Genomic DNA, 24,775 nt, shown 5'->3' with positions numbered 1-24,775 from the left:
TTAGGCGTTAGCCAGTCGACGACTTGGACGCTTCATAGGATCTGTTTTCAGCGCGGTTGTTCACGCGCGCGCAGGCCTTGACGAAAACGTGCTTCACATTCGCCAGCTCAGGTATCTCTGTTTTCGCGGCCGGGTAGCCGCCCGCTCATACCTGGCCGCCACCAGGTCGTGGAAGTCTTCGTCGTGTGGTGCGCGCAGCGGTTTGAGCGCGAAGTCGTCAACGATCAGCAGGGGCACGGTTTCGGGCACGCCATTCTGATAGATGGCCTTCTCGAAGTACCGTCGGGCCGCTTCCTTGTCCCGCCTGGTTCGCAGCAGGAAGTCAACCGTGTTGCCGGCCTTGTCGACGACGCGGTACAGATCGGTCCATTGCCCCTTGACTTTGATGTAGGTCTCGTCGACACGCCAGCTCTTGCCGACCGGGCGCTTGCAGCGGCGGAACGCGTTTTCAAGCACCGGCAGAAGCTTCATGCCCCACCGGTGAACGGTCGCATGATCGACCGCGATCCCGCGTTCGGCCATCATCTCCTCGAGATTGCGCAAGCTCAGCGGGTAGGCCACGTACCAACGCACGCACACCAACATTATCTCGAGCGGATAGTGCAACGGCTTCAGCACCTTTCTTAATAGCCCATTCACGTTGTCGTCTCTCGTACAAAATCGCATCAAGAAGACGCTCAGCTTGGGCATCCACGGCCTGCATTCGTTGACGTTAGCTGCGGCGTCGCTCGAATTTTCAGGAGACAGCCGGCGAAGTTCATGGACGAACGGGTCACGCGCCGTGAAGGGGTGGAAAGTTGGAGCTTTCCACCCCTTCATTTGCGGTCGCGGCGAGGGCGGTCGCGGTTCGTGTTCGTAGCTTGTCCTAACCGTAATCATAAATACCGAGCTGCACGTCGCGGAGCTAGGGAAGCGCTGATCAATGGACCAACTGCCCAAGTTGCAGACGAGATGCCGTCGAATTTTCCGGATGACGAAGCGAATCGATGCTCAACTCGGTGAATTGGACGCGCAAACGAGGCTCCCTGCTCGCATTTTTTATACGCATGACGGATTGCTCCCATGGACCGATTGCGACAGATTTCGCGCAATCACCAGATTCGCAAGAGCGAACAGGCTGAACAGTTGCGCGGTGTTCTTGGCCAAGCCCTTGTATCGCGTCTTGCGATGGTGAAACAGGTTCTTGACGATATGGAATGGATGCTCAACCCGCGACCGGATCTGCGCCTTGGTTCGCTCGACCGCGATCACCAGGTTCTTCAGCGCCCCGTCCTGCATCGCCTTGATCTTTCCCCGCTTGGCAGCGACGTGCCACTTCACGGTCTTGCCCGCCATTTCCTCGCGCTTGTCTACGCCAATGTAGCCCGCGTCGGCGAACGCCTGCTCTTCATGTCCGTGCAGCAGGGCATGCGCTTGCGATACATCCGACACGTTGGCCGATGTGCCAACCACACTGTGGATCAGGCCCGAATCGGCATCGACGCCAATGTGGGCTTTCATTCCAAAGTGCCATTCGTTTCCCTTCTTCGTCTGATGCATTTCCGGGTCACGACTCTTCCCGGCGTTCTTGGTCGACGGCGGCGCTTCAATGATCGTTGCGTCAACCAGCGTGCCTTCCTTCATCATCAGCCCACGCTCGCACAGCGAGATGCCAATTTCGTCGAACAACTTCCGTGTCAGTTCGTGTTCGATCAGCAGGCGCCGGAATTTCAACAGCGTGGTCGCATCAGGCACGTTCTCAACTGCCAGATCGATGCCGGCGAAGGCTCGCAGCGCGATGCTGTCATACAGCGCGTCTTCCAGTCCTTCGTCCGACAGCCCGTACCACTGTTGCAGGAAGTAGATTCGCAGCATTCGCTCCAGGCCAATCGGCGGGCGGCCTCGCGTGCCCTTCGGATAGTGTGGCTCGATTGCCGGCAGCAAGCGCTGCCACGGAACGACCTTCTCCATCTCGGCGAGGAAGCGTTGGCGCCTCGTCACTCGCTTCTTGCCTGCAATTTCCGCTTCGGCGAAGCCGATCTGCCTCTTCATCATCGTGAGTCTGTTCCGTGAGTTGCCTTCTATAACGTCCTCAGCTACGCCAACGATGACCACCGAGCTGAATAAATCAGCGCTTCCCTAGCAATCAGTCGACGCGTCACGCGGACGTCGCTGCGGGGTCGGCGCACCTTCCAGCCAGCCGCACTGCAGCGCGAAAGTGCTGCCGCCTCACGCGACGGGCCGGAGATTCGTCACGACGCGAACGGCGCTGCCATCCGGACGCCGTCGACGCTCGCGAAACCCCGCGCTGCGAGAGATCGCAAGGACGACTGCTCCGGTTGCCCGACAACAAATTCGATCGGCAGAGGCGGGTCGAAAATGTCCCGCACCTTCGCAACATCCGAGATGTCGGTGTCGGGTTCATGGCTCATGACATTGATACCGAAGACCCTACCGTGATCGTCGAGAACAGGGCCACCGCTGTTGGCCGAGTCAACAAATTGCCGATTATTTATTGGTAACAATGGACAATGCTGTTGATGTTCGTTAATTCTGCTAGCCACGTCCACACCTTGCGCTAGCGGAACAAAGGTCCGCGTTTCCAAGGAGATGCCTGTGCTGGGAACGGCGGGCTGGATACTTTTCCCGGCGATTTCGCATTCAGCGTTGGAAGCATTTGCAACGCTCGCGCGTCTTGATGACGACAGGTTGAGCCGCATACAGACGCCACCGGGCTGGCTCACCGATCGCCGCTGTGCGCCGTACTGCTTCGGATGCTTTTTGCTAAACGACGCAGACGTGGCGGTGATCCGACAGCCGACTCCGCTAGCAAAATTAACGATCTCCAACAACAGGATCAACGACTTTCATTTCACAGTACACCGAGTGTTGCAGATCCAGAGTGACTTTTCTGGTCGGTAAGTGTTGAGTCGCGGCAAGAAGGCTGCAAGCATCCGCGAAATTCAACTTTGAAATTTATAATCGACGCGATAGGGGTGCTTATCGATTCGTGTGTATCGGGCACGTCCGTGGGTTTGCGCGGCGCTTGTATCGTTGTCGTGCGCAGCCGCGGCGTTCGGGGCAATTTCCTCGATGACATATTACGCGTCGTATCCGCCCCTCAACGCCGGTATCAGCAATGAAGGGGAACGCGGAGTAATAATTGCGGAGGCGCGGCGCACGGACGGGATCAATGAACGTGGAGCCCCTCCCAGCAGAGGTACTTGACCTCAAGAAACTCGTCGATGCCAAGATGCGAGCCTTCGCGCCCAAGACCGCTCTGCTTCACACCGCCGAACGGCGCCACCTCGTTGGAGATCAGGCCGCTGTTAATGCCCACCATGCCCGCTTCGATTCGCGACGCAGTGCGCCAGATGCGGGCCGCGTCACGGCTATACAGGTAGGCCGCGAGCCCGTACTCGGTGTCGTTGGCCATGGCGAGCGCCTGATCGTCGGTGTGAAAGCGAAAGAGCGGCGCCACCGGACCGAAGGTCTCGTCGCGCGCAATCAGCATCTCGCGCGTGACGTCCGCGAGCACGGTGGGCTCGAGAAAGAATCCTCCCAGCGCATGACGCTTGCCTCCATGCAGGAGTCTGGCGCCTTTGCTGAGCGCATCGGCGATGTGCTCTTCGACTTTCAACACCGCTGCCTCGTCGATCAAAGGGCCGAGTTGGATGTCGGGGTCGAGGCCATTGCCCACGTGCAGGCGCGCAACGCGCTCGACGACTCGCCTCGCCAGCGCGTCGTAGATATCAGACTGAACCAGCACACGATTGGCGCTGATGCAAGCCTGGCCCGTGTTGCGGAATTTGGCCGCCACCACGCCGTCGGCGGCGGCGTCGAGATCGGCATCGTCGAAAACAATGAAGGGCGCGTTGCCGCCCAGTTCCATCGAGCACTTCTTCACGGTCTGCGCCGCCTGCGCGAGCAGCACGCGGCCGACTTCGGTCGAACCCGTGAACGTCAGTTTGCGCACGACTTGGTTTCCCGTCAGTTCAGCGCTGATCGCGCGCGTATCGTTGCCGGTGATCACACTGAAGGCACCGGGCGGCACGCCGGCGCGCCGCGCCAGTTCGGCGAGCGCCAGCGCGGTCAGCGGCGTCTGGCTCGCGGGCTTGACGACGATCGTGCAGCCCGCGGCAAGCGCTGGACCGGCCTTGCGCGTGATCATGGCGGCCGGAAAATTCCACGGCGTGATGGCAGCGCATACGCCAACCGGTTCGCGCAGCGTGACGATGCGCTGCGTTTCCTTGACGCCCGCGATCACGTCGCCGCGCACGCGCGTCGGCTCCTCGGCGAACCAGCGCAGGAACGAGGCCGCGTAGTCGATTTCGCCGCGCGCTTCGGCGAGAGGCTTGCCTTCCTCGAGTGTGATCAGCGTGGCGAGATCCTCGCGATTCTCGATCATCAATTCATACCAGCGGCGCAGCACTTCTCCACGATGTTTCGCGGTGGCGCGGCGCCATGTGCCGAAGGTCTCGTGTGCGGCGTCGATCGCACGGCGCACTTCGGCCTCGCGGCAACGCGGCAGTTCCACGAGCACCGAGTGGTCGGCTGGATTGCGCACCGCATACCGGCCGTGCGGCGTTTCCTGCACCCATTCGCCGGCAATGAACGCGGCGTCCCGCCACAGCGCTGCATCCTTCAGTTGATGTTTCATCGGTGTGAGTCCTCAGCAGGGGGAAAGCGGCCCGTGATAAACGCGGCATCCAGGTCCGATGTGACGGGCAGACCCGACGCGACGAGACCCTGGCGCAGGGTCTTCATCAGTCGGTCGGGCACACGCATCGCCGGCGCGCGCAACGGGCCGCCGTTGAAGCCGGCCAGCCAGTCCTGGTACTTCCACATCGTGCGGTTCAGCACGCCCGTACCGCCGGCATAGCTCTGCGCCGCCGCGCCGTTCGCGTTGCGCGCCGGGTTGACGCTCCAGTACATCGCCATCGCTTCTTCCCACCGGCCGCTGCGCGCGAGTTCGAAAGCCTTCGGGTAGTAGTCGCCCATCCACGCGGCATTGCTGGTGCCGGAGAACTGGAGTTTCATCAGGCTCATCAATGGAATCGCGTCGCCTTCAATCGGACAGCTGATTACCACTTCGTCGCGGAAGTGGTGATACATCTCGCAGATGCCTGCCGGCAGCGGAAAACCTTGCTCGGACTTGATCGCCGCGATGTTGGGGCAGTCGTCGAGAAGTCGGCGCACCAGATCCACCGGCATGCCGGCCGGATGCACCCGCTCGAAGCCCCACAGCGGGATCGGAAACAGCATCACCGCGAGATCGGTCGCATCGCAGAACGCCTTCGTATAGTCGTAGATTTCCTGCTGGGTCGTCGGCCAGAACTGCGGCGGATAGGACAGCAGCACGATGTCTGCGCCTGCTTTTTCCGCGAGCTTCACCGCTTCAATGTTCTCGGCCAGCGTGCCGAACGCCGCATGAAAAAAGAGGCCGAGCCGGTTGCCGGCCGTCTCGCGTGCCCACGCGGTGAACTGTGCGTTTTCCCCGGGCGTGATCGCGACTTCACTGCACAGCAGCGTGTAGCGGAAGCCCAGTTTGATCGCGACCTCGATGTCGTGACGAATGCCGCGTTCATTGAGCCGCTTCAGGTCGGCGCTGTAGCTTGGAATCGTGACGGCGGAGCAACCCGTCAACTGTTCTTTCGCCCACGCTCGGGCATCGGTCTTCCTGTATGTGGCCATGAGATGGATCCTTCGATTTTCGATTGATAGGAAAGCTATTTGGCGACCGGCATGATGCTCGCCGGCAACGGCGTGCCATAGCCCTTTGCTTTGGCGAGTGCGAACAGCATCTCCGCGATGACGATGTCCTGAAGCGCGGAGCCGACCGACTTGTAGAGCACGATGTCGGCCTCGGAGCGCCGCGGCGTCACGTCGCCCGAGACGAGTGCCGCGAGCGGGACGAGCCTGGCGTCGAGCGCAAGCCCCGCGCGCGTGGCGGCGATGCCGTCGCCGGTATCGTGAGCGACTTCGTCAGGTACGTCGGCGACCGCGCACACGGCGCGCGCGATTGTTTCTTCGTCCACCTCGCGCTGCTCGGGCAACGTCGAGCCGAGCGATACCACGGTGGCGCCCGCTGCCAGCCACGCGCCGCGCAGAACGGGCGACTCGTCGCGGCTGCGCGCGGCGCAGATGACGACGTCGGCTTCGCTTACGGCGCGCTCGGGCGCGTCGGCCGGGACCACATCGATGCTGCCGGCGAAAGACTGCGCAAAGCGCTCACGGCTTGACGGATTGGGACTGAAGACCTGTACGCTGGCGAGCGAGCGCATCGCCGCCAGGCAGTCGAGTGCGCCGTGCGCCTCGAAGCCCGAACCGATCACGCCGACGCGCAGCGGCCTGCGTGGCGCGAGTAGATCGATCGCAAGCACGGCAGTGGCGGCGGTCCGCAACCCCGTCACGCGATTGCCGTCGATGAGCGCGGCAAGCGCCATGGTCTGCTGATCGAACAGCGAGATCAGATAGCTGGCCCGCCGCGCACGCGGGGACGCGGCGATCAGCTTCGCACCCATATGGCCGCCCGCCGGCGAGATCGCCGTCAGACTGCGCAGCCAGATTCCGTCTCCACGGGCCATCGAGCGCGGCGGGACCATCGCGTCGGATGCGCGCTCGCCGTATGCGCTCGCCAGCGCCGCGACAGCCGACGGCCAGTCGGCGAGCGACGCGACATCGGCATCGCTCAGAAAGAGTGTGGGGGACAGGGCGTCGTTCGGCGGTGTATCGGACATGGTGTGCGCTTTGGCGTGAATGGCCAACGCACTATAGGGACCACGTCCGCTTGCGTGTACTGCTCAGTGTCGAAAGCAGTTATGCATTCTGTCGATAACAGCGATCACGCCGTCTGTGCAAATGCGTCGAGGCGTTCGATCAAACGTCGAACGGCGCGCGTGGCGCGCGTATGCGGACGGCGTGGCGTGTCCGCGAGCACGACGAACCGTTCGAGCACGGGACTGACGATTCGCGAAGACGCGACGCGCCGATCGAGTCGCCCCGGCAGCACGGAGGCAATCGCATAGCCTCCGCCGGCTGCGACGATTTCGTACTGCAGGCGCACGGAATCGACTTCGACGGCCACGTGCAGCGTTAGCGCATGCTCGGCAGCGAGACGGTCGAGACGACCTCGCAAGGGATGCGGACGTCCCGGCACGACGAGCGGTATGCCGGAAAGCGCCGTGAGCGGTATATCGCTGCGGGTGGTGACCGCATCTTCGCGGCGGCCCACCAGACTGAGCGGAACTTTGGCAAGCACGCGAGCGTCCTTGATGCTCGCTTCGTCGTCGCGTAGCACCACGGCCATGTCGAGACGGCCTTCGTGAAGCTGCTCTTCGAGTTGGGCACTGGCGCCTTCGACCAGGTGAAGCCTGACGCCCGGCAACTCGTTTTTTGCGGATGCGAACAATGGACCGGCAAGCTGATCGACGGCCGACGGCAGCAATCCCACCAGCACTTCGCCGTTCGGCTGACCTCGCGCACTGCGTATGTCGTCGGCAAGCGCGTCCGCCTCATGAGCGAGATGCGCGACGCGCGGAAGCACGTACTCGCCGAACTCTGTAAGAACGACGCCGCGTCCCGTGCGTCGAAAGAGCCGCTCGCCGCATTGTTGCTCCAGCAGAGCAATGTTTCGGCTAACTAGCGATTGGGGAGTGGCGAGCGCGATGGCGGCCTTGCTGAGACTGCCCAGTTCCGCGACGCGCGCGAACAGGAGCCAGCGCGGGTCAAGAATGGACGGCGCAGCGGAAGCAGCTTGCACCTCGACTTTCCCGCTGGCGGTGCGCTTTGCGTTTGCGGTCGTTTTCATGCCGCAGCGCTCGACGTGCCGTCCATGGTGACGACCGCCTCTTTCAGCAGCGTGCGTACCCAAGCGATGCCCTGGTCCCACGTTCGATGCTTATGCCATTGCACGCATTGCTCCATCTTCGGCATCGTGACCGGCATCGAGCGAATGACGAGCGGCAACGAACGCGCGGCGAGCGTCGCGAGGCGGGTATGCATCGTCGCGATCCGATGCGTGCCGACCACGAGGTGCGCCGGCGACAGAAAACTGAACGTGCTTGCCTCGACGCGCCGTATCATTCCGAGCTGCTGCATGAACCAGTCCTCGAGCGCGATGCCGTCGCCGGGATGGACGACCACGTGACCGGCCGCCATATAGCGTTCCGCTGTCATGTCGACGTTCGCCAGATTGCTTCGATCCCACAGCACGCAGCAGAATGATTCCTCGAAGAGGATTTCCGAAGGATGCTCGGTCGAGCAGAAGTCCTTGGGGATGATCAGCACGTCCGCTTCGCCGCGCTCAAGCACGCGTTGCGGGTTCGACACCTGAGGCCGCAAATCGAAGCTCACGCCGGGCGCCTGCCGATAGGCAAGCTCGAGTACGTGCGGCATCAGCGTCATCATCGTGTAGTCGGATACGAGCAGCCGGAACAGCCGGTTCGACTGCGACGGCACGAACTGTGGCTGAGCGGCGATGGTCGCGTCGACGCGAACCAGAATGTCGCGCACGGCGTCCTTGAGCCCCTCGGCGCGCGACGTGAGCTCCATCTTGCGGCCAACCTGGACCAGCAGCTCATCGTCGAAATATTCGCGCAGCCGCGCCAGCGCGTTGCTCATCGCGGACTGGCTCAGGTGGATTTTTTCGGCCGCCCGGCTGATGCCTTCCTCGGTCAGCAAGGCGTCGAGCGCGACGAGCAGATTCAGATCGAGCTTGTTAAAGCGCATGGGCGTTGTCTCCGTTCATTGTGGTCCGCCATGCCGTATGGATACGCGTCAGCGGCGACCGGCATTAGGGTTTCTCCTGAAAGTATTCAGGCGACCCATAGATCGAATGGATGCAATCCATTTGAGTGCTACGCGAGCGCATCTTAATCTAAAGCCCATCCCGACACGATCGAAAACAACCATGTGAATCGGGAGGTGCTGGCAGCGTCGATGCGCCATATCTGCGCTTCGCCGCATCCAGTCAACGATAAGAGACACGTCCGGCATGCCCATGAGCTGCAGGCGATGAGGAGACGAAGTTGCGTAGAGGATTTGCTGCGGCCGCCGCCGCTTCCGTAGGCTGCATGATGTTTGCCGCGCTCGGATCGAAGAACGCCTGTGCTCTGGAAAGCGGGGTTTCTCCCTATCCGGCAGGCGCGGTGGGCACCAACATCGCGGAGATGCCGCCGATACCCGGATTGTTCGCTCTGGAGCAATTCAGTTACAGCTTTTCGAATGGGCTTTACGGCAACAACGGCGAGAAGCTGCCGGTGCCATTTCATTCGTCGGCGTTTTCGGCGACCACGCGTTTGCTCGCCTCGTATCCGTTCATGGTGCTGGGCGCCCATGTGTATTCGCAACTCGTGTTGCCGGTCGTGTCGCTGCATACGAACATCGCCGGACAGCAAGGCACGCAGAACGGACTGTCCAACGTCACGCTGTCTCCGATCATCATGAGCTGGGGCCTCGCGCGGAATCTGACTTTCACCAGCGGCTTCGACATTGCATTCGAGACGGGTTCGTATAGCCCGTCGAAACCGAGCGTGGCCGTGGGCTATACGTCGCTGCAACCGGTCGTCTCGCTGCGTTACAACGTGCCCAACGGTATCGACCTTGGCGTCGCCAACCGCCTGATGGTCAACCGTGAAAACGGCGCGACAGGCTACCGGTCGGGCACGGCCTACGTCGGCGAATTCGCGGCCGGATGGAACCTCGGCAAATGGAAGCTGGGCCTAGTGGGCGCGTACCTGAACCAGTTCACGGACGACCGGCAGAACGGGTCGGTAATTGTCGGCAACCGGGCAAAGACGCTCGGGCTTGGACCGTCGATCGTCTACGACGCGGGCAAATTCAACATCAACCTCAACTATCAGCAGGGCATTTACGCGGCCAACACCTCGAAGAGCAACGCGGTCTGGCTGAACGTCGCGATTCCGTTGTGGGCGAAGCCGCCGGGACCTGCTACGGGCCACTAATCAACTTTGAAGGACTTGCATGTTTCGTTATTTCTCCACGAATTACGTCTGGAACCTGTCCGTCGATCTCGCGATCGAGGCCGGCGCGCGCATCGGTGAGATAGAGGCAATGTGCGCGCCTTTGCAGGAGGCCGCGAAGCAGCCCGACGCGGAAGGTACCCGCGCGTTCAGGCAAGTATGGTCGGGCATGGCCGACCGCCTGTGCGATCTCGCGAACGAGGATGAAGCGCGCGGCCGGCTGCTGTCGGCCGGGGAAAAGCTCAAGCGCGCCGCTATCTACCTGATCACCTGCGAACGGCTGCAGGCGCACGGCGCCCCGGCACGCGTCGATCTGTACCGGCGTTCGCTAGATACGTTCGCGAAGGGCGTCAAGCTGCTCGGAGAGGACTGCGAGCGCGTAACGATTCCATACGGCAACGGCCAACTGTCCGCCTTGCTGGTCAAGGCGAAGGACGCCGGCGCGCGCAGCCCGTTGCTCGTGCAAGTGAACGGGCTCGACTCCACGAAGGAAATGAAATACCTCGTCGGATTGCCGGCTTGGCTGGCGGCACGCGGTGTGTCGTCGTTGATCGTGGATCAGCCGGGCACCGGCGAAGCGCTGCGCGTTAACGGCCTGCATGCCGTGTACAACTCCGAAGTGTGGGCGAGCCGGATCGTGGACTGGCTGGAGACGCGCGACGACATCGATCACAAGCGCATCGGCATGGAAGGCGTCTCGCTCGGCGGCTATTACTGCCCGCGTGCAGTGGCTTTCGAGCCGCGCTTCGCGTGCGGTGTGGTCTGGGGCGCAAATCACGACTGGCGCGACGTGCAGAAAAAACGCCTGCAGCGCGAAGGCAATTTCCCGGTTCCGCACTACTGGGATCACGTCCGTTGGGTGTGGGGCGCGAACGACGTCGAAGAATTCATGCAGATCGCGGAGAACGTTCATCTCGACGGCGTGCTAGATCGCATCAAGGTGCCGTTTCTCGTGACGCACGGCGAGAAGGATTCGCAGATTCCCGTAGCCTGGGCGCACCGCACTTATGAGCAGCTCGTCAACAGTCCGAAGCGTGAGCTGAAGATATTTACCGACCGCGAAGGCGGCGTTCAACACTCCAGCTTCGACAATTCGATCAACGCAGGCCACTACATCGCCGACTGGGTGGCCGAAACCCTGGGCGGCCGTACCGCTCTCTGACTCATCTTTTAACTTGAACTCGAGCTCATGAATATCATCGGACCCGATACGCTCGTCTTCGGCGCGGACGACGTGGCAAGCTGCAACCGGTACCTTCTCGACTACGGCCTCGTGCCCGTGCGTGCGGGCGAAGCCGGCGGCCGCTTTGAAGCACTGGACGGCACCGCGATCGAAATCAGGCGCGCCGACGATCCGGCTTTGGCGCCCGCGTTTGCCACGGGAAGCATGTTGCGCAAGACGACCTATGGCGTGGCCGACGCCGCAACGTTGCATGCGATCGCGGCCGAACTGCAACGGGACCGTGAAGTACGGCAACTCCCGGACGGCTCGATCGAATCAGTCGACGACATGGGCTTTGCCCTCGGCTTCCAGATCACGGTGAGACGTCCGCTTGCGCTGCCCGCGGAGTCCGTCAACGCACCCGGCGCGCCGGCGCAGCGCGCACCGAACGTGGTCGCGGTAAACGACAACGCCGACCTCACGCCTCGCTCGCTTTCGCACGTCGTCTATTTCGTGCCGGACGCTGAGAAGGCGGAAGCGTTCTATGTCGAACGTCTCGGCTTTCGCTGCTCGGACCGCTTCACCGGCGTCGGGCCATTCCTGCGGCCGGCGGGCACGCTCGATCATCACACGCTGTTCATGATCCAGACGCCGCCGTTCATGAAGGGCTGCGAGCACTTCACTTTCCACATGGGCGGACCGACGGAGGTGCTGCAAGCCGGCACACGCTTTGTCGAGAAGGGCTATCAGTCGTTCTGGGGGCCGGGGCGTCACCGGTTCGGATCGAACTGGTTCTGGTACTTCAACAGCCCGTTGGGTTGCCACGTCGAGTACGACGCGGATATGGACCTTCATGACGATGGCTGGGCTGCGCGAACCGCGCCGATGGGCGCTGACGCTTCGCAGTTGTTCCTGTTCCAGCATCGCGAGAAATGGGCACCAGGCGGACCGCCCGCCGCACCGGCGAAAGCCGCCGGCTAGCACGGGCGTCGTCATGTCGGTTGCGGCGTTGCCAATCCGTCTGATCGCCTTCGATGAACTCGACGACCCCGGCTCGCGAGGCTTCGATCCCGCGGGGCAGGGGCGCGATACGTTGCTGCTCGTTCGCTGCGACGGTGAAGTGTTTGCGTATCTGGATGCGTGTCCGCACTACGGCGGCACACCGATGGCGTGGCGCAAGGACGCGTACCTGAATGGCGACGGCACACGTATCGTCTGCCACGCGCACGGTGCGCAGTTCGATATCGCGACCGGCGAATGCCTCGTGGGACCGTGTCTGGGCCAACGCTTGACGCGGCTCGACACGACAGTGACGGAAGACGGCGACGTGAGCGTTTTCATGCCGCCTGGTTCTGCGTCGCGGGTGGGCAAAGAAGGCGAACCGGAAGGCGAAACATAACGCGCGCATGGCACGCATGGCGCGAGCAAAGAAGTGCGACGGTCAACACCGATTGGCACACCCGACGCACATCATCCGAAAACACAAAAGACGCTCGCTTACGACGTTCGCGGGTGCGAGATGAAACCAGGAGACACCAGCATGACTTCCGTTCGGCATGTCCTCATAGTCGGAGGCGGCTTTTCCGGCATGGCCGCCGCGATTCAATGCGTAAAGCAGGGGCTGAAGGTCGATCTCGTGGAGATCGACCGCGAGTGGCGCGCGTATGGCGCCGGCATTAGCATTGGCGGCCCGACGCTGCGCGCATTGAAGACGATCGGCGTCGTGGATGCGGTGATGGAGCGCGGCTACTGCGGCGACGGCGTCGATCTCTTCACATCGGGCGGCGCGCCGCTGGGACAACTGCCGACGCCTCGCGTAGCCGGTCCCGACATTCCGGGCGGCGGCGCGATCATGCGGCCGGTGCTGGCCGACATTCTTGCGCAGGCGACCCGGGCAGCCGGCGTGCAGGTGCGCCTCGGCTGCACGTTCTCGCACATCGTGCAACGCGACGACGGCGTCGACGTGACGCTGACCGACGGCACGCAGGCCACGTATGACCTCGTGATCGGCGCCGATGGCCTCTACTCGAAAGTGCGGCAAGCAGTATTCCCCGATGCGCCTCAGCCGCGCTACACCGGCCAGGGCATCTGGCGTGCGGTCGTGCCGCGGCGGGCGGAAATCGTCTGCGCGACCATGTGGATGGGACATAAGGTCAAGGCCGGCGTGAATCCCGTTTCGCACGACGAGATGTACGTCTTCGTCACCGAGGATCGTCCGACCAACGAGCGCCTCGACCCGGAGCGCTGGCCTGAGATGCTGCGTGATCTGCTGGCGCCTTTCAGCGCACCGCTCGTGCAGTCGATTCGTGACCAGATCGGGCCGCAGTCGACGGTCATCTACCGGCCGCTGGAACGGCTGCTCGTGCCGCAACCCTGGTTTGCTGGACGCGTGGTGCTCATCGGCGACGCGGTGCACGCCACGACGCCACATATGGCTGCCGGAGCGGGCATCGGCGTCGAGGACGGCATCGTGCTCGCCGAGGAGCTGGGCCGAGGCGCGACGCTCGAAGCGGCTTTGCTCGCCTTCCAGGCGCGCCGTTGGGAACGCTGCCGCATCGTCGTCGAGAACTCGGGCCGGCTTGGCGAGATCGAGATCTGCGGAGGTGACAAGGCGGAACACGCCCAGATCATGCGCGAGACGCTGACGAGCCTCGTTCAACCAATCTGAGCCAACCGATCTGATGCCAAGGAGGGCGAACGAAATGGTAGAGCACATCACAGCGGATGCCGCGCGACAACCGGCCGTGCAGTCCGGCGCGCACGCAGTCACGCGGTACGGCGGAGCCGGCGTGGTGGCGCTGCTCGTCGCGCATTGCGCCGGCATGGTCGATCTCGTCGCGCTGCCGGTCTGGGTCGGCACGCTGATCGGCGACTATCACCTCGATCCACAGCAGGCCGGTTCGCTGGCCACGCTGTTTCTGGTCGGCGCAGTCGCGAGCAGCGTTTTCCTGTCGCCGCGTTTGAACCGCTTGCGGGCGCGCTTCATTGTGCCGGCCGGCTTCGCTATCACGGCCGTTGCATTCGCAGTAGCCGCGGCGATCGATCGCTATGAGTTGATGGCGGGTCTGCATGTCGTGGCCGGGCTTGCTGTCGGCAGCAGTCTGAGCGACGCATGGAACCATTGGCCGCAGCCGGAGCCCCCACAGACTGTTTGCGATTGCCGGGTTGTCGCTGGGATGTTTTGCGATCGCGTTTCTCGGCATCACGCCGGGATTGATTGCGGTCCACGGCGGCAGGGCGCTTTTCGAGGTGTTCGCCGGCGTGATGGCCGTCGCCGCGCTGGTGTCGGCGGCAGCATTTCCGGCGACCCATGCGCGCGATACCGGCGCGACGAAAAGCGAGTCGCGGCTCGAACGCGCGGTCTGGTTCGGCATGATCGGCGTCGCCTGCATGGGACTGACGCAGGCCATGGTGTTCGCCTTCGTGCAGCGCATTGGGCTCGATCGCGGCTTCGGTTTCTCCGCTGTCACGGGTGTTCTCATCGCGCTCGGTCTGGTCAATCTGATCCCCGCGCCGCTCGCGGGCTTTCTCGAATCGCGCTTGCCCGGCGTGCGAGTCGTGCAGTACGGGGCGCTGGCGCAAGCAGTCATCGCGGTGACAGTCACGCAGAGTTCCTCGTTCGCACCGTATGCGGCTTCCGTTTCGGTCTTTGCTGCGGTGATGATTTTCACCCACACCTTTGCGTTCGGCATGCTCGCGCGCCTCGACAGAACCGGCCGTGCGGTAGCGGCGACGCCGGCGATGCTCATGACGGGTGCCGCCATCGGCCCGATTCTTGGCGGCACGCTCGTCAAGCTTTCCGGTTACGGCAGTCTCGGTGTGGCGGCGGTGGCGATTGCCGCAATCGCGATCTTCTGCTTTTCACGGCTTGCTCCTCGTACACGCATTGCGGGAATCTCCGAATGAAGCCGAATCGACGCTTTATCGATCTTTCGATCTACCTTGAAAACGATGTGCTCTCCGATCCGCCGCCGCTCGCGCCGAAGATCACCTACCAGAGGCATGCCGACACGATAGGTGAATTCATGGCCATGCTGCCGGGAACGAAGGTCGAAGACTTTCCCGACGGCGAAGCGGCCGCGGCCGAATGGGTCACGTTGACGACGCATAGCGGCACGCACCTCGACGCGCCCTGGCATTTCCATTCCACGATGGACGCGTGCCTCGGCGACCCGAAGCCTTCGACCACGATCGACCAGGTTCCGCTCGAATGGTGTTTTCAGCCCGGCGTGAAGCTCGACTTCCGTCACTTCCCAGACGGCTATGTCGCGACGGCTGCGGACGTCGAGCGAGAACTTGCGCGGATCGGCCATGAACTGGAACCGCTCGACATCGTCGTCGTGAATACGCGCGCCGGTTCGCGCTATGGACATGGCGATTACGTCAATGCCGGTTGCGGAATGGGCTACGAGGCCACCATGTATCTGCTGGAGCGCGGCGTACGGCTCACCGGCACCGACGCATGGAGCTGGGATGCGCCTTTCTCCTACACCGCGAAGAAGATCGCCGAGACAGGCGACGCCTCGCTGATCTGGGAAGGCCATAAGGCCGGGCGCGACATCGGCTATTGCCATCTCGAGAAGCTGCACAACCTCGAAGCGCTGCCGCCGCATGGCTTCACGATCAGTTGCTTTCCGCACAAGATTCGCGGCGCGTCGGCCGGCTGGACGCGTGCCGTTGCGATATTCGACGAGGTGCCGGCATGATGCCGCCGATTCGCCGGATCGTCACGGGCCACGACTTGCGCGGGCGCGCCATCGTCGCCTCCGATGGTCCATTGCCAAGCGTCGTCGATATCAAGGCCATTCAAGGCACGGTCTTTCACGAAGTCTGGTCGACGGCAGGCAGCCCGGCCTGCGTGGACAACGGGCCGGACCCGACCGCCGGACCCTTGATGCTGCCGCCGCCGGAACAAGGCACGCGTTTTCGCTTTGTCGACATTCCGCCGGATACGCAGGAGTTTCTCGCGCAAGGCGCGTCGCAAATGCAAGCGGCGTTCAGCGAAACGGGCGATGCCAATGTGTCGACGGTGCAGGGCGATTCTCCGCATCCGCTGATGCATCGCACTGAGTCGATCGACTACGGCGTCGTGATCGAGGGCGAAATGACCTTGATTCTTGACGAGGGTGAAGTGGCGCTCGCGCCGGGCAGCGTCGTGATCCAGCGCGGGACCAATCACGCGTGGGCCAACCGCTCGAACCGGGTCTGCCGGATGTTGTTCGTGCTGATCGACGGCACCTATGACAGCGCCATTGCGGCGGCGCTCAACACGTCGATGGAGACCGAAACACGATGAAACTGGCCACTTTGCGCGGTCATCGCGACGGCACGCTGCTCGTCGTCTCGCGCGACCTTCGTCATGCCGTGAAGGCAACGGGAATTGCCGACACGCTGCTCGATGCGATCGAGCACTGGACGGACGTCGCGCCTCGCTTGCAAACGCGTTACGAAGAACTCAATGACGGCCATGCCGCCGATGCTTTTGCGTTCGATCCGGCCGCCTGCTCCGCGCCGTTGCCGCGCAGTCCGCAATGGTGCGACGGTTCCGCGTTTCTCAATCACGGCCGTTTGATGGAGCGTGCATTTAACACGCCGCCGATTCCCGAATTCGATACCGTGCCAGTCATGTACCAGGGCGCGAGCGACGACTTCCTGGGTCCGACCGAAGACGTGCGGCTGCCGGATGAGCGCGACGGCATCGACTTCGAAGGCGAGTTCGGCGTGGTTGTCGACGGCGTGCCGATGGGTGTGTCGGCGACTGACGCAATGAAGCATATTCGTCTCGTCGTGCAGATCAACGACTGGAGCCTGCGCGGGTTTGGACCGCGCGAAATGAAAAGCGGCTTCGGGTTTCTGCAAGCCAAGCCTTCGACCAGCTTCGCGCCCGTCGCGCTCACGCCCGACGAACTGGGTAATCAGTGGCGCGATGGCCGCGTGCATCTGCGCTTGCACGTCGAGTGGAACGGGCAGTGGTTCGGGCACCCGTGCGGAAGCGAGATGAACTTTGGATTTGGCGAACTGATCGCACACGCGGCGCGTACGCGCAAGTTGTCGGCGGGGACGATCATCGGCTCGGGCACGGTATCCAACGTTGACCGCGCGGCGGGGTCAGCATGCATCGCGGAGCGCCGCGTGATCGAGATCGTCGATGAGGGGCAGGCGAGGACGGCCTTCATGCGCTTCGGCGACCGGGTCAACATGACAGCGCGCGACGAAGACGGCGGTGCGCCCTTCGGCACGATCGATCAGCGCGTGGTGCGGGCGGCGATGGCCGGCAAAGGCGAGGCGCAACAATGAGAGTCCTCGTAACGGGGGCCAACGGTTTTGTCGGTCGCGCGCTGGTTCAGCGGCTATTGAGTGAAGGCGTCGCCTGCGCCGGCGACGTGTCGCAACTTCTGCTGGTCGATCAGGCGTTCTACAACGCTCCCGAACACGCTCGGGTCAGCCTTCTCGCCGGCGATTTCGGTGCGCCGCGCACGCTTGATTCGCTGCTGTCGGAACCTGTCGATATCGTCTTTCATCTGGCAAGCGTGCCCGGGGCCCAGGCCGAAGCCGACCACGCTCTCGGCGACCGCGTCAATCTGTGTGCGACGCTCGCGCTGTTCGAGCGGCTCGCGCAACAGGCGCAAGCGCATTCGCGGGTGCCGCGGGTCGTATTCGCGAGCAGTGTGGCCGTGTACGGCGCGCCGCTCCCGCCGCTGATGGACGAACACACTCTGCCCAAGCCGACGACCAGTTACGGCGTGCACAAGCTGGTCGGCGAACAGCTTCTGTCGGACTGGACGCGCCGCGGCAAGCTCGATGGCCGTTCGCTGCGCCTGCCCGGAATTGTCGCGCGGCCGGGTCTGTCGGCGGGGCATGGCTCCGCTTTCATGAGCGCGATCTTTCGCGCGGCGCAACTCGGCCAGCGTTACACGTGTCCGGTTTCGCCGTCGGCGAGCGCATGGTGGATGTCGCGTCCGTGTTGCGTCGACAATCTGTTGCATGCGGCGCGCCTGTCAGCCGACGGACTGCATGCCCAACGTGTGTGGACACCTCCGGTGCTGCACCTTGAAGTGAAGAGGATCGTCGACGCGCTCGCGGTTCGCTTCGGCTCGGCCCGCGTCGACTATTCTCCCGACGACCGGATCGAGCGCCTGTTTGGCCGTCAGCCACCACTGATGGACCGGCGCGCAGTCGAGGCCGGTTTCCAGCACGACGGCACCGTCGATTCCCTGATCGCTCGCGCGCTGAGCGACGATTGAAACGCAACGCTGTGGGCGGACACAAAACGTCGTTTCACGGCGGCCGGTTCTGCCGACACGTTCGCGGTGTCACCGCCGAGTTCCATAAACCTGGGTGAATACACGGAGCTCGCAGCGACGATCGGCAGGTTGGTGCCGCTGCCGCATCGTGCGCATGCCATGGCACCGTGGCGAACTGACTAACACTCGGTCGATTCGGCAGCCCGATTGAGAGAGGGCTTTGCTGCGACGGACGCCACTTGACGCTCCACTTCTGCCTCGTCCTTGAATGTCGCTGGGCTGAGTCGTCGACGGTCGATGACGAGGTCAAAGACGTCAAACTGGTTGTAATAGCCGACGATGTCATGAAACTGTTTTGACTCCGCACACTGTTCAAGTTTGAAGGTCGCGTAGCCGATTCCCTCTTCTTTTTGCAGTGTGTCGCCAATCGCAGCTCCGATCGGGTAGAGGAACTGAGTCGCCGTTGGAAAGCAACGCGTCGAGCGTCGTCTTGTCCATGAACCCTGCGTTCAAGATGCCGAAAGCCTCCCTCGAGCGAATGACTCCCTGCGAGAGGTTCGATTCGCCGCAAGATTGTCGAAATTCGCACTAGAATTCGGCGGACGGGTCGGCCAAATGGCCGGCCATGCCGAGATATGAACCTGTGCGCCCTGTGCAGCAAGGGCGTACCGGGCGAGCGGGTTCGTGTTCTCACCGCAGATCCATTACCCAGTAAGGCTCGAACACCGTTGCTGCGTAGGAGTGCGTTGCATCCAGCGGTTCGATCCGCCCTCCGCAGCCGGACCTTCATGTGTACATCATGTCAGTCGCGTACCCGGTCTCATGGAAAAACAGGAAGGTGCACGGTGATCGCGCAGCCGTTTCCCGGTGAACTGACAACAACGATCCGGCCACCCAGCATCAGGACGCGCTCCTCCATTCCCGCCAGTCCGAACGATCTTTTTCTGGTCGCCAGAGGATCGAATCCTTGACCGTCGTCCCGTACTTCCAGCAGACAGGAATCCGGCGTTCGCTCGAGCGTGATGATCACCTGGCTGGCCGCAGCGTGACGGGCAACATTGGTCAGCGCCTCCTGGACTACGCGAAACAGCACGATGGCGCGGTCCTCGCTCAGTACAAGGTTTTCGTCCCGCACGCGGAGGAGACACACCGTGCGCGGGTTGCGGTTGAATTCTGCAGCGAGCCACTCGAGCGCAGCCCCAATGCCTGCGTCCAGTGCTGCAGGGCGTAGCGACGCGATGACACCCCGGACAACCCGCATGGTGTTGTCCACCAGCGCCGTCAGTGCCTGGGCCTGTTCGGCCAGCGCTGGGAGGTCCTTGCCAAACTGCAGGGCTAACATCGACGCCCTCATGCGAAGCGCGGTAAGGTGCTGTCCCAGTTCGTCGTGCATTTCCCGTGCAATGTGCTTGCGCTCTTCCTCCCGAGCCGTCTCCCGACGGGAGGTGAGCTCTCGCAGCATCTCGTAGGACTCACGCAAGCGGTGCTCTGCTTCCTTGCGTTCCGTCAGATCGAGCACGAACGCGACACCCTCGTTTCCGCCCTCCTCGAACGTGGCGACGCCGATCAGCACGGGCACGCGGCTGCCGTCTTTGCGGAAGTACTCCTTTTCGAAGGGTTCCAGACGCCCAGTCACTTTCTGCTGTGGTATCCATTGACTCAGGTCACGGGCGAGCCATTCCGGTGGCGTGAGGTCCATCCAGCGTAGCCGGCCCGCCATGAGGTCATCGCGGTCGTAACCCACGATGCGCAGAAACGCGTCGTTGGCCTCGAGAATGTGACCCTCGAGATCCCATATGAAAATACCAATGATATTGGCGTCGACCAGGCGCCGGATCTTGGCTTCGCGGTGTTCGAGGCCGCGGTACAAACGGGTATTCTCGAGTGAGGTCGCCGCCTGCGAAGCAAGGAGCCGGAGCACCACAACCCGGGCCGGCGCGAAGACGCGCGTGGTCAGATTGTTTTCGAGGTACAGCGCGCCGATGAGCGTGGCCTGATTGATCAAGGGCAGGCAGAGAACAGAACGCGCCCTCCGCTGGCGGAGGTAGGGGTCCCCCGCAAACGATGGCTCGAGTGCGGCATCGTCAAAAACGAGGCTCTCCCGGGTGCGCAGGACGTGGAAGAGGACTGACTCTGGCAACAACGCGGTGCTCACTGGAACGTCGCACAGTTCCACATGAGTCGAGTCGAGGCGGGTCGTAGCTTCTGCGGCAACGTGCTGTTCACCGCCGCACAGCAAAATTAGCAGCCCACGCTCAGCTCCGGCCTGTTCAATCGCTGTTCGCATCAGCGTTTTAATCAGCTTCTCAAGCACGATCTCGCCCGACACAGCCTGCGATACCTTGATCATGGTGGCGAGGTCGAGGTGTTCGACCGGCGCCGAGATTGTGCTCGTCGGGGTGGGCGCGGACTCTTCCGTCCTAAGGTACGGATACTCCTCGTCTAGTTGCCGGACCTTCCCGTCGGCTCCCCAACGCAGGTAGCCGTAGCGGGCGTCCTGCAAATACACTCGGGCAATTTTCTCAAGACCGTGCGCCGCGTAGAAGCGGGACGCGAGTTCATTGGCAAGCGCCTCATGGTGGACAAAATCGTTTGCCTGCGCCGAGTGGATGGCCTGCTCGTAGAGCCGCATCGCGTCACCATCGCGCCCTTCGAGGCGGGCGATCTCGGCACCGACCAGTGCGGCGCGGTTCTCGAAATTCTCCGGACCATTCTCCGCCCACAGTTGAAGTTGCCTGTGATGCGCGACCACGGCGTCCAGGTGCTGCTGCCGCTCGCCCGCTGCTGCGCAGTCGCACCATGCGGCTCGCGCCAGTGCGCCGTAAAAGTGATATTCCGCCTCCTCAAAGAGTGAGGATGAGGTCCAGAGCAGCCGTTGCGCCTTCGATGCGGCGTCCAAAGCCGTCGCATAGTCGCCGGCGATGTAGCGTGCCTGCACTTTCCGGATCCAGTACCAACATGCAGCGATCGCCAGAACCGGATTGCTGGACAGATGGTATTCGGTGCGAAGTTCATTGAACTGCCCGTCGTCAAAGCAACCGAATTTCGGCGTCAAGCCGCGCAGCGTGCGGATCAGCGAGAGTTGGGTGGTGATGATGTCAATGACTAGGCCGAACCGCGCCTTCTCCGCGAACGCAAGGCTATGTTCGGCTTCGCGTTGCACGTCAGGCAGCGGCTCGCCGGCGAAAAGCAGGTCCGAGTTGAGGCTGCTGCACGTGTATGCCCCATGCGTGAGGTCTCCGATCCGGTTAGCCGCGTCGAACGCGCGGCGCATCAGATCACGGCAAGCCCGCACGTGTTTTGTCCAGAACACGACAAAAAGCGCGAAGCAAAAATAGGTGCTCGCCTCGAAGCGGTTCAGCTCGCGTCGTTCGACCAGTTCGTAGCCGAGCTGGCCGAATCGAAATCCAGCCTGATAGTCGCCAAAACGCGGTCCGGCAATCCTGCTGAGCTGGACATAGGCGAAACACGATGCATCGCAGTTGCCACGCTCAAGGCAGAGACTGACCGCCTTGCAGACCGTCAGCGAAGCCAGGTTCGCATCCGTAAACAAGGCTGGCGGCAAGACCCTAACCAGGACAGTGACGGTCGCGAGGGATGCCGGGTCTTCCATCGGCGGCAAATCGACGAGTTCCCCGATTGTCCGGCCCGCAAGCCGTGACCCGATGCGCTCATATTCGCGTCGTACCTCATCGTCTTGCGGATGGGGTGCCCACTCGATACCGACATGCCGGAGGTAGTCGAGACAAACAGCGACCGCGCGGCCGCTTTGATCGAGGGTCGTGCAGACATCCATGTGCAGGCACGCGACGCTGGCCTTTTCGACCGTTGTCATGGCGCGATTGGACAGCGCCGCCAATCGCGCCTCTGCGACCAATAACTGGCCGGTCAAAAATTCGCATTCGGCCCGGTTCAGCTCCAGCGCAAAGATCAGTTCGCGCCGGCGCGCCCAGCCATCTTCCGCCAACAGCGCCGCACCGGCATTGAGATAGGTGAGTGCCGCGGTGTAGGCGGTAGACCCCTTGGCGCGCTGGCCGGCGAGCAGGTTGAGCTCGGCGAGGTGCTCACGTTCTTGTTCAGTATTCAGCGCGGTGCCGCGGTTGAGCTGACCCACGATCTCGAAGATCGACGCGTCCCGTTTCTCGGCAGGCGTGTGCGTCAGCAGCAGCCTTCCGATTCGAAGATGGACCTCAGCGCGGGACGCTTCCCGGATCAGCGAATAGGCGGCTTCCTGAACCCGGTCGTGAACAAACCGGTAGGATCCGTCCGACCGCTCAACCAATCCCTGACGAAGCGCCTCCCACAGGACCGCGTGGACCTGATCCTCCGAGGTTCCCAGAACGATCGAAAGCATCCCGATCGCGGCAACGTTGCCGAGGCAGGCGAACTGCTGCAACGCCTGCTGCGTGTCGGCCGGCAGGCGGGTCAGCTTGCCGACCATCAGGTCGATGACATTCTCCGTGTAACCCTTGGCATGGATGCGATGGAGATCCCAGCACCAGCACGCCTCCTCATGATCGAAGGTGAGTAAGTCCTCGTCAGCGAGCGCATACAGAAACTGAATCACGAAGAACGGATTGCCGGCGGTCTTCTCCTGCACCAGTCGCGCGAGCGGCGCGGCGCGCTCCGGCTCGCAGTGAAGCGCATCGCCCGTCAACCGTTCGATGTCCTCCTCGGCGAGCGGCGCAAGCGTGATCTCCTCGATCTTGGCGCCGGCGTTCTTGATCGATTCAAGCTTGCGCATCAGCGGATGGCTGGCATCGACCTCATTCTCGCGGTAAGCGCCGATCAACATCAGGTGTTGCACATTCGACTGGGTCAGCAGATCATCCAGAAGGTCGAGCGTCGCTGCGTCGAGCCACTGCAGATCATCGAGAAACAGCGCCAGCGGATGGTCCGGTCGGGCAAAGACGCTCATGAATCGGCGGAACGCGAGCCGGAAACGGCTTTGCGCCTGCTGCGGCTCAAGTTGCGGGACCGGTGGCGGCTCACCGATGATGAGTTTCAGTTCTGGGAGGAGGTCGGTCATGAGCCGTGCATTCGGGTCCAGCGCCTCCAGGAACGCGCCGCGCCAGCTCGCCAGCTCGGCGTCGCTCTTGCCAAGCAGCGGTCGCACGAGACCCTGAAAAGCCTGCACCAGGGTCGAATAGGGAATGTCGCGCTTGTACTGGTCGAACTTGCCGGAGGCGAACAGCCCCCGCGACGGCACCAACACCTTGTGCAGCTCATTGACAACCGAGGATTTGCCGATGCCGGAATAGCCGGAGACGAGCACCAATTCGGGCGCGCCGCCCGTCACCACGCGGTCGAAGGCCGCAAGCAGACTGTCGACCTCGCGTGCCCTCCCATACAACTTCTCCGAGACCAGCAGCCGGTCGGGCGTGTCGTGTTCGGCCAGTTGGAAGTCATCGATGCGGCACTGAGGCTGCGATTCGGCCATGCAGCGCCGAAGATCATGCTCCACACCGGCGGCAGTCTGGTAGCGCTCCTCGGCGGTCTTGGCGAGCAGCTTCATGACGAGCTGGGAGAGGGCAGCGGGGACGGTATCCAACCGCGCGCCGGGCGGCACCGGCTTTCGGGCGATGTGGCAGTGCACCCATTCCATCGGATCAGCGGCCGTAAATGGCAGCTCGCCGGTGAGCATCTGATAGAGCGTAATGCCGAGCGAATAGAGGTCGCTACGCGAATCGATTGAGCGATTCATCCGACCAGTCTGCTCGGGCGCCATATAGGCGAGCGTACCGGCAATGGTGTCAGGCGCCTCGGGTGCCTGTCGCTCACGCAGGAGCCGCGAAGCGATGCCGAAGCCGGTGAGCCGCGCCTGACCGTCCACGCAGTTCGCGAGGATATGGGCGGGCTTGAGGTCCTTATGGACGAGGCCACGCTGGTGCAACTTGCCGAGCGCTGCAGCGATGCCGACCGCGAGGCGCAAAACACTTTCCACCGGCATGGGCGCGCCGAGCAGCCGCGCGAGTGGCTCACCGCCCGGATCCTCAAGCACCAGCAGCATCCGGCCGCCTTCGCGCACCAGCTCCAGCGGACGCACGGCCCACGCGCCGTCGAGTTCGTCCTTCAGCCCGAATTCGTGAGCGAGGCGATCGAGGCTGGCGGGTGGCGGATGCTCGGCGGCGGGCCGCGCAACCAGTACGCTGTGGCCGCCGCCATGGCCCGGATGCCACCCTCGACACAGGATGCGCTCGCCATCCTCCCAAAGAATCTGAAGGCTATTACTCATCGGCACCCATACCGTCAGTGGGGTTCGTCACCGCACTCCGCTTTCACTCTGCTGCCGCTCAAGAAGGGAACACCGCCACTCGGCTGCGGCTAAAAGGGAAGGGCGTGCTTGAAAACACAGGTTACAAGGCCGCATCACGTCAGAGACGTACAGAAACCGATACCCGGTCAGC

General features: G+C 62.9%; 17 protein-coding genes and 2 pseudogenes. 10 read left to right on the top strand and 9 right to left on the bottom strand.

What is annotated here, in order from left to right:
• Positions 1 to 43: 43 nt before the first annotated feature.
• The 8 genes and pseudogenes from OKW44_RS06490 to OKW44_RS06455 all read right to left on the bottom strand — a co-directional run.
• Positions 44 to 666 (bottom strand): annotated as a pseudogene (locus tag OKW44_RS06490) (IS6 family transposase); the annotation flags it as partial.
• Between the two features lie 372 nt (positions 667 to 1,038).
• A complete protein-coding gene (locus OKW44_RS06485) occupies positions 1,039 to 2,031 on the bottom strand; it encodes an IS5 family transposase (protein WP_280785295.1) in 993 nt (330 codons plus the stop codon).
• A 200-nt stretch (positions 2,032 to 2,231) separates the two neighbouring features.
• Positions 2,232 to 2,840, bottom strand: a complete 609-nt coding sequence (locus tag OKW44_RS06480) for a hypothetical protein (RefSeq protein ID WP_162633972.1) — start codon at positions 2,838 to 2,840, stop codon at positions 2,232 to 2,234.
• Positions 2,841 to 3,169: 329 nt separating this feature from the next.
• Positions 3,170 to 4,639 carry an NAD-dependent succinate-semialdehyde dehydrogenase gene (locus OKW44_RS06475; protein WP_018420929.1) on the bottom strand — a complete coding sequence of 490 codons (1,470 nt, stop codon included), beginning with the start codon at positions 4,637 to 4,639 and terminating at the stop codon, positions 3,170 to 3,172.
• Positions 4,636 to 5,673 (bottom strand): dihydrodipicolinate synthase family protein, encoded by a 1,038-nt coding sequence (locus tag OKW44_RS06470; RefSeq protein ID WP_429409689.1) that lies wholly within the window; start codon positions 5,671 to 5,673, stop codon positions 4,636 to 4,638. The genes OKW44_RS06475 and OKW44_RS06470 overlap by 4 nt, the downstream gene beginning before the upstream one ends.
• A 35-nt stretch (positions 5,674 to 5,708) precedes the next feature.
• Complete coding sequence (locus OKW44_RS06465; RefSeq protein WP_026225881.1) at positions 5,709 to 6,719, bottom strand: ornithine cyclodeaminase family protein; 1,011 nt, start codon at positions 6,717 to 6,719, stop codon at positions 5,709 to 5,711.
• A 104-nt stretch (positions 6,720 to 6,823) separates the two neighbouring features.
• Entirely contained in the window at positions 6,824 to 7,789 is a 966-nt protein-coding gene (locus tag OKW44_RS06460; RefSeq protein ID WP_018420932.1) for a LysR substrate-binding domain-containing protein, read from the bottom strand.
• On the bottom strand, positions 7,786 to 8,709 hold the full coding sequence (locus OKW44_RS06455; protein WP_018420933.1) for a LysR family transcriptional regulator: 924 nt from the start codon (positions 8,707 to 8,709) through the stop codon (positions 7,786 to 7,788). Before OKW44_RS06455 ends, OKW44_RS06460 begins: the two co-directional genes overlap by 4 nt.
• Before the next feature lie 344 nt (positions 8,710 to 9,053).
• Between OKW44_RS06455 and OKW44_RS06450 the strand changes: the two genes are divergently transcribed.
• The 10 genes and pseudogenes from OKW44_RS06450 (at position 9,054) to OKW44_RS06405 (ending at position 18,368) form a co-directional block, all read left to right on the top strand.
• Positions 9,054 to 9,944, top strand: coding sequence for a SphA family protein (locus OKW44_RS06450; protein WP_018420934.1), 891 nt, complete (start codon positions 9,054 to 9,056; stop codon positions 9,942 to 9,944).
• 19 nt (positions 9,945 to 9,963) lie between these two features.
• A complete protein-coding gene (locus tag OKW44_RS06445) occupies positions 9,964 to 11,124 on the top strand; it encodes an alpha/beta hydrolase family protein (RefSeq protein ID WP_018420935.1) in 1,161 nt (386 codons plus the stop codon).
• Positions 11,125 to 11,151: 27 nt separating this feature from the next.
• The gene (locus OKW44_RS06440; protein ID WP_018420936.1) at positions 11,152 to 12,105 is read left to right on the top strand and encodes a VOC family protein; all 954 of its coding nucleotides are present in this window, start codon (positions 11,152 to 11,154) and stop codon (positions 12,103 to 12,105) included.
• A 13-nt stretch (positions 12,106 to 12,118) separates the two neighbouring features.
• A complete protein-coding gene (locus tag OKW44_RS06435; protein WP_018420937.1) occupies positions 12,119 to 12,523 on the top strand; it encodes a Rieske (2Fe-2S) protein in 405 nt (134 codons plus the stop codon).
• A 141-nt stretch (positions 12,524 to 12,664) separates the two neighbouring features.
• Positions 12,665 to 13,792 carry an FAD-dependent oxidoreductase gene (locus OKW44_RS06430; RefSeq protein WP_051103795.1) on the top strand — a complete coding sequence of 376 codons (1,128 nt, stop codon included), beginning with the start codon at positions 12,665 to 12,667 and terminating at the stop codon, positions 13,790 to 13,792.
• 34 nt (positions 13,793 to 13,826) lie between these two features.
• Positions 13,827 to 15,030 (top strand): annotated as a pseudogene (locus OKW44_RS06425) (MFS transporter).
• Entirely contained in the window at positions 15,027 to 15,830 is an 804-nt protein-coding gene (locus tag OKW44_RS06420) for a cyclase family protein (RefSeq protein WP_018420941.1), read from the top strand. Before OKW44_RS06425 ends, OKW44_RS06420 begins: the two are co-directional and overlap by 4 nt.
• The gene (locus OKW44_RS06415) at positions 15,827 to 16,420 is read left to right on the top strand and encodes a cupin domain-containing protein (RefSeq protein WP_018420942.1); all 594 of its coding nucleotides are present in this window, start codon (positions 15,827 to 15,829) and stop codon (positions 16,418 to 16,420) included. Before OKW44_RS06420 ends, OKW44_RS06415 begins: the two co-directional genes overlap by 4 nt.
• Positions 16,417 to 17,421, top strand: coding sequence for a fumarylacetoacetate hydrolase family protein (locus tag OKW44_RS06410; RefSeq protein WP_018420943.1), 1,005 nt, complete (start codon positions 16,417 to 16,419; stop codon positions 17,419 to 17,421). Before OKW44_RS06415 ends, OKW44_RS06410 begins: the two co-directional genes overlap by 4 nt.
• A complete protein-coding gene (locus OKW44_RS06405; protein WP_018420944.1) occupies positions 17,418 to 18,368 on the top strand; it encodes an NAD-dependent epimerase/dehydratase family protein in 951 nt (316 codons plus the stop codon). Before OKW44_RS06410 ends, OKW44_RS06405 begins: the two co-directional genes overlap by 4 nt.
• An 820-nt stretch (positions 18,369 to 19,188) precedes the next feature.
• Here OKW44_RS06405 and OKW44_RS06400 read toward each other — a convergent pair.
• Positions 19,189 to 24,603 carry an AAA family ATPase gene (locus tag OKW44_RS06400; RefSeq protein WP_018420946.1) on the bottom strand — a complete coding sequence of 1,805 codons (5,415 nt, stop codon included), beginning with the start codon at positions 24,601 to 24,603 and terminating at the stop codon, positions 19,189 to 19,191.
• Positions 24,604 to 24,775: the final 172 nt, after the last annotated feature.

The sequence above is a fragment of the Paraburkholderia lebeckiae genome (genome assembly GCF_050436325.1).
Taxonomy (GTDB): domain Bacteria; phylum Pseudomonadota; class Gammaproteobacteria; order Burkholderiales; family Burkholderiaceae; genus Paraburkholderia; species Paraburkholderia tuberum.
Note: the sequence above shows the minus strand (reverse complement) of the source record. Positions and strands in the feature narration are given on the sequence as shown.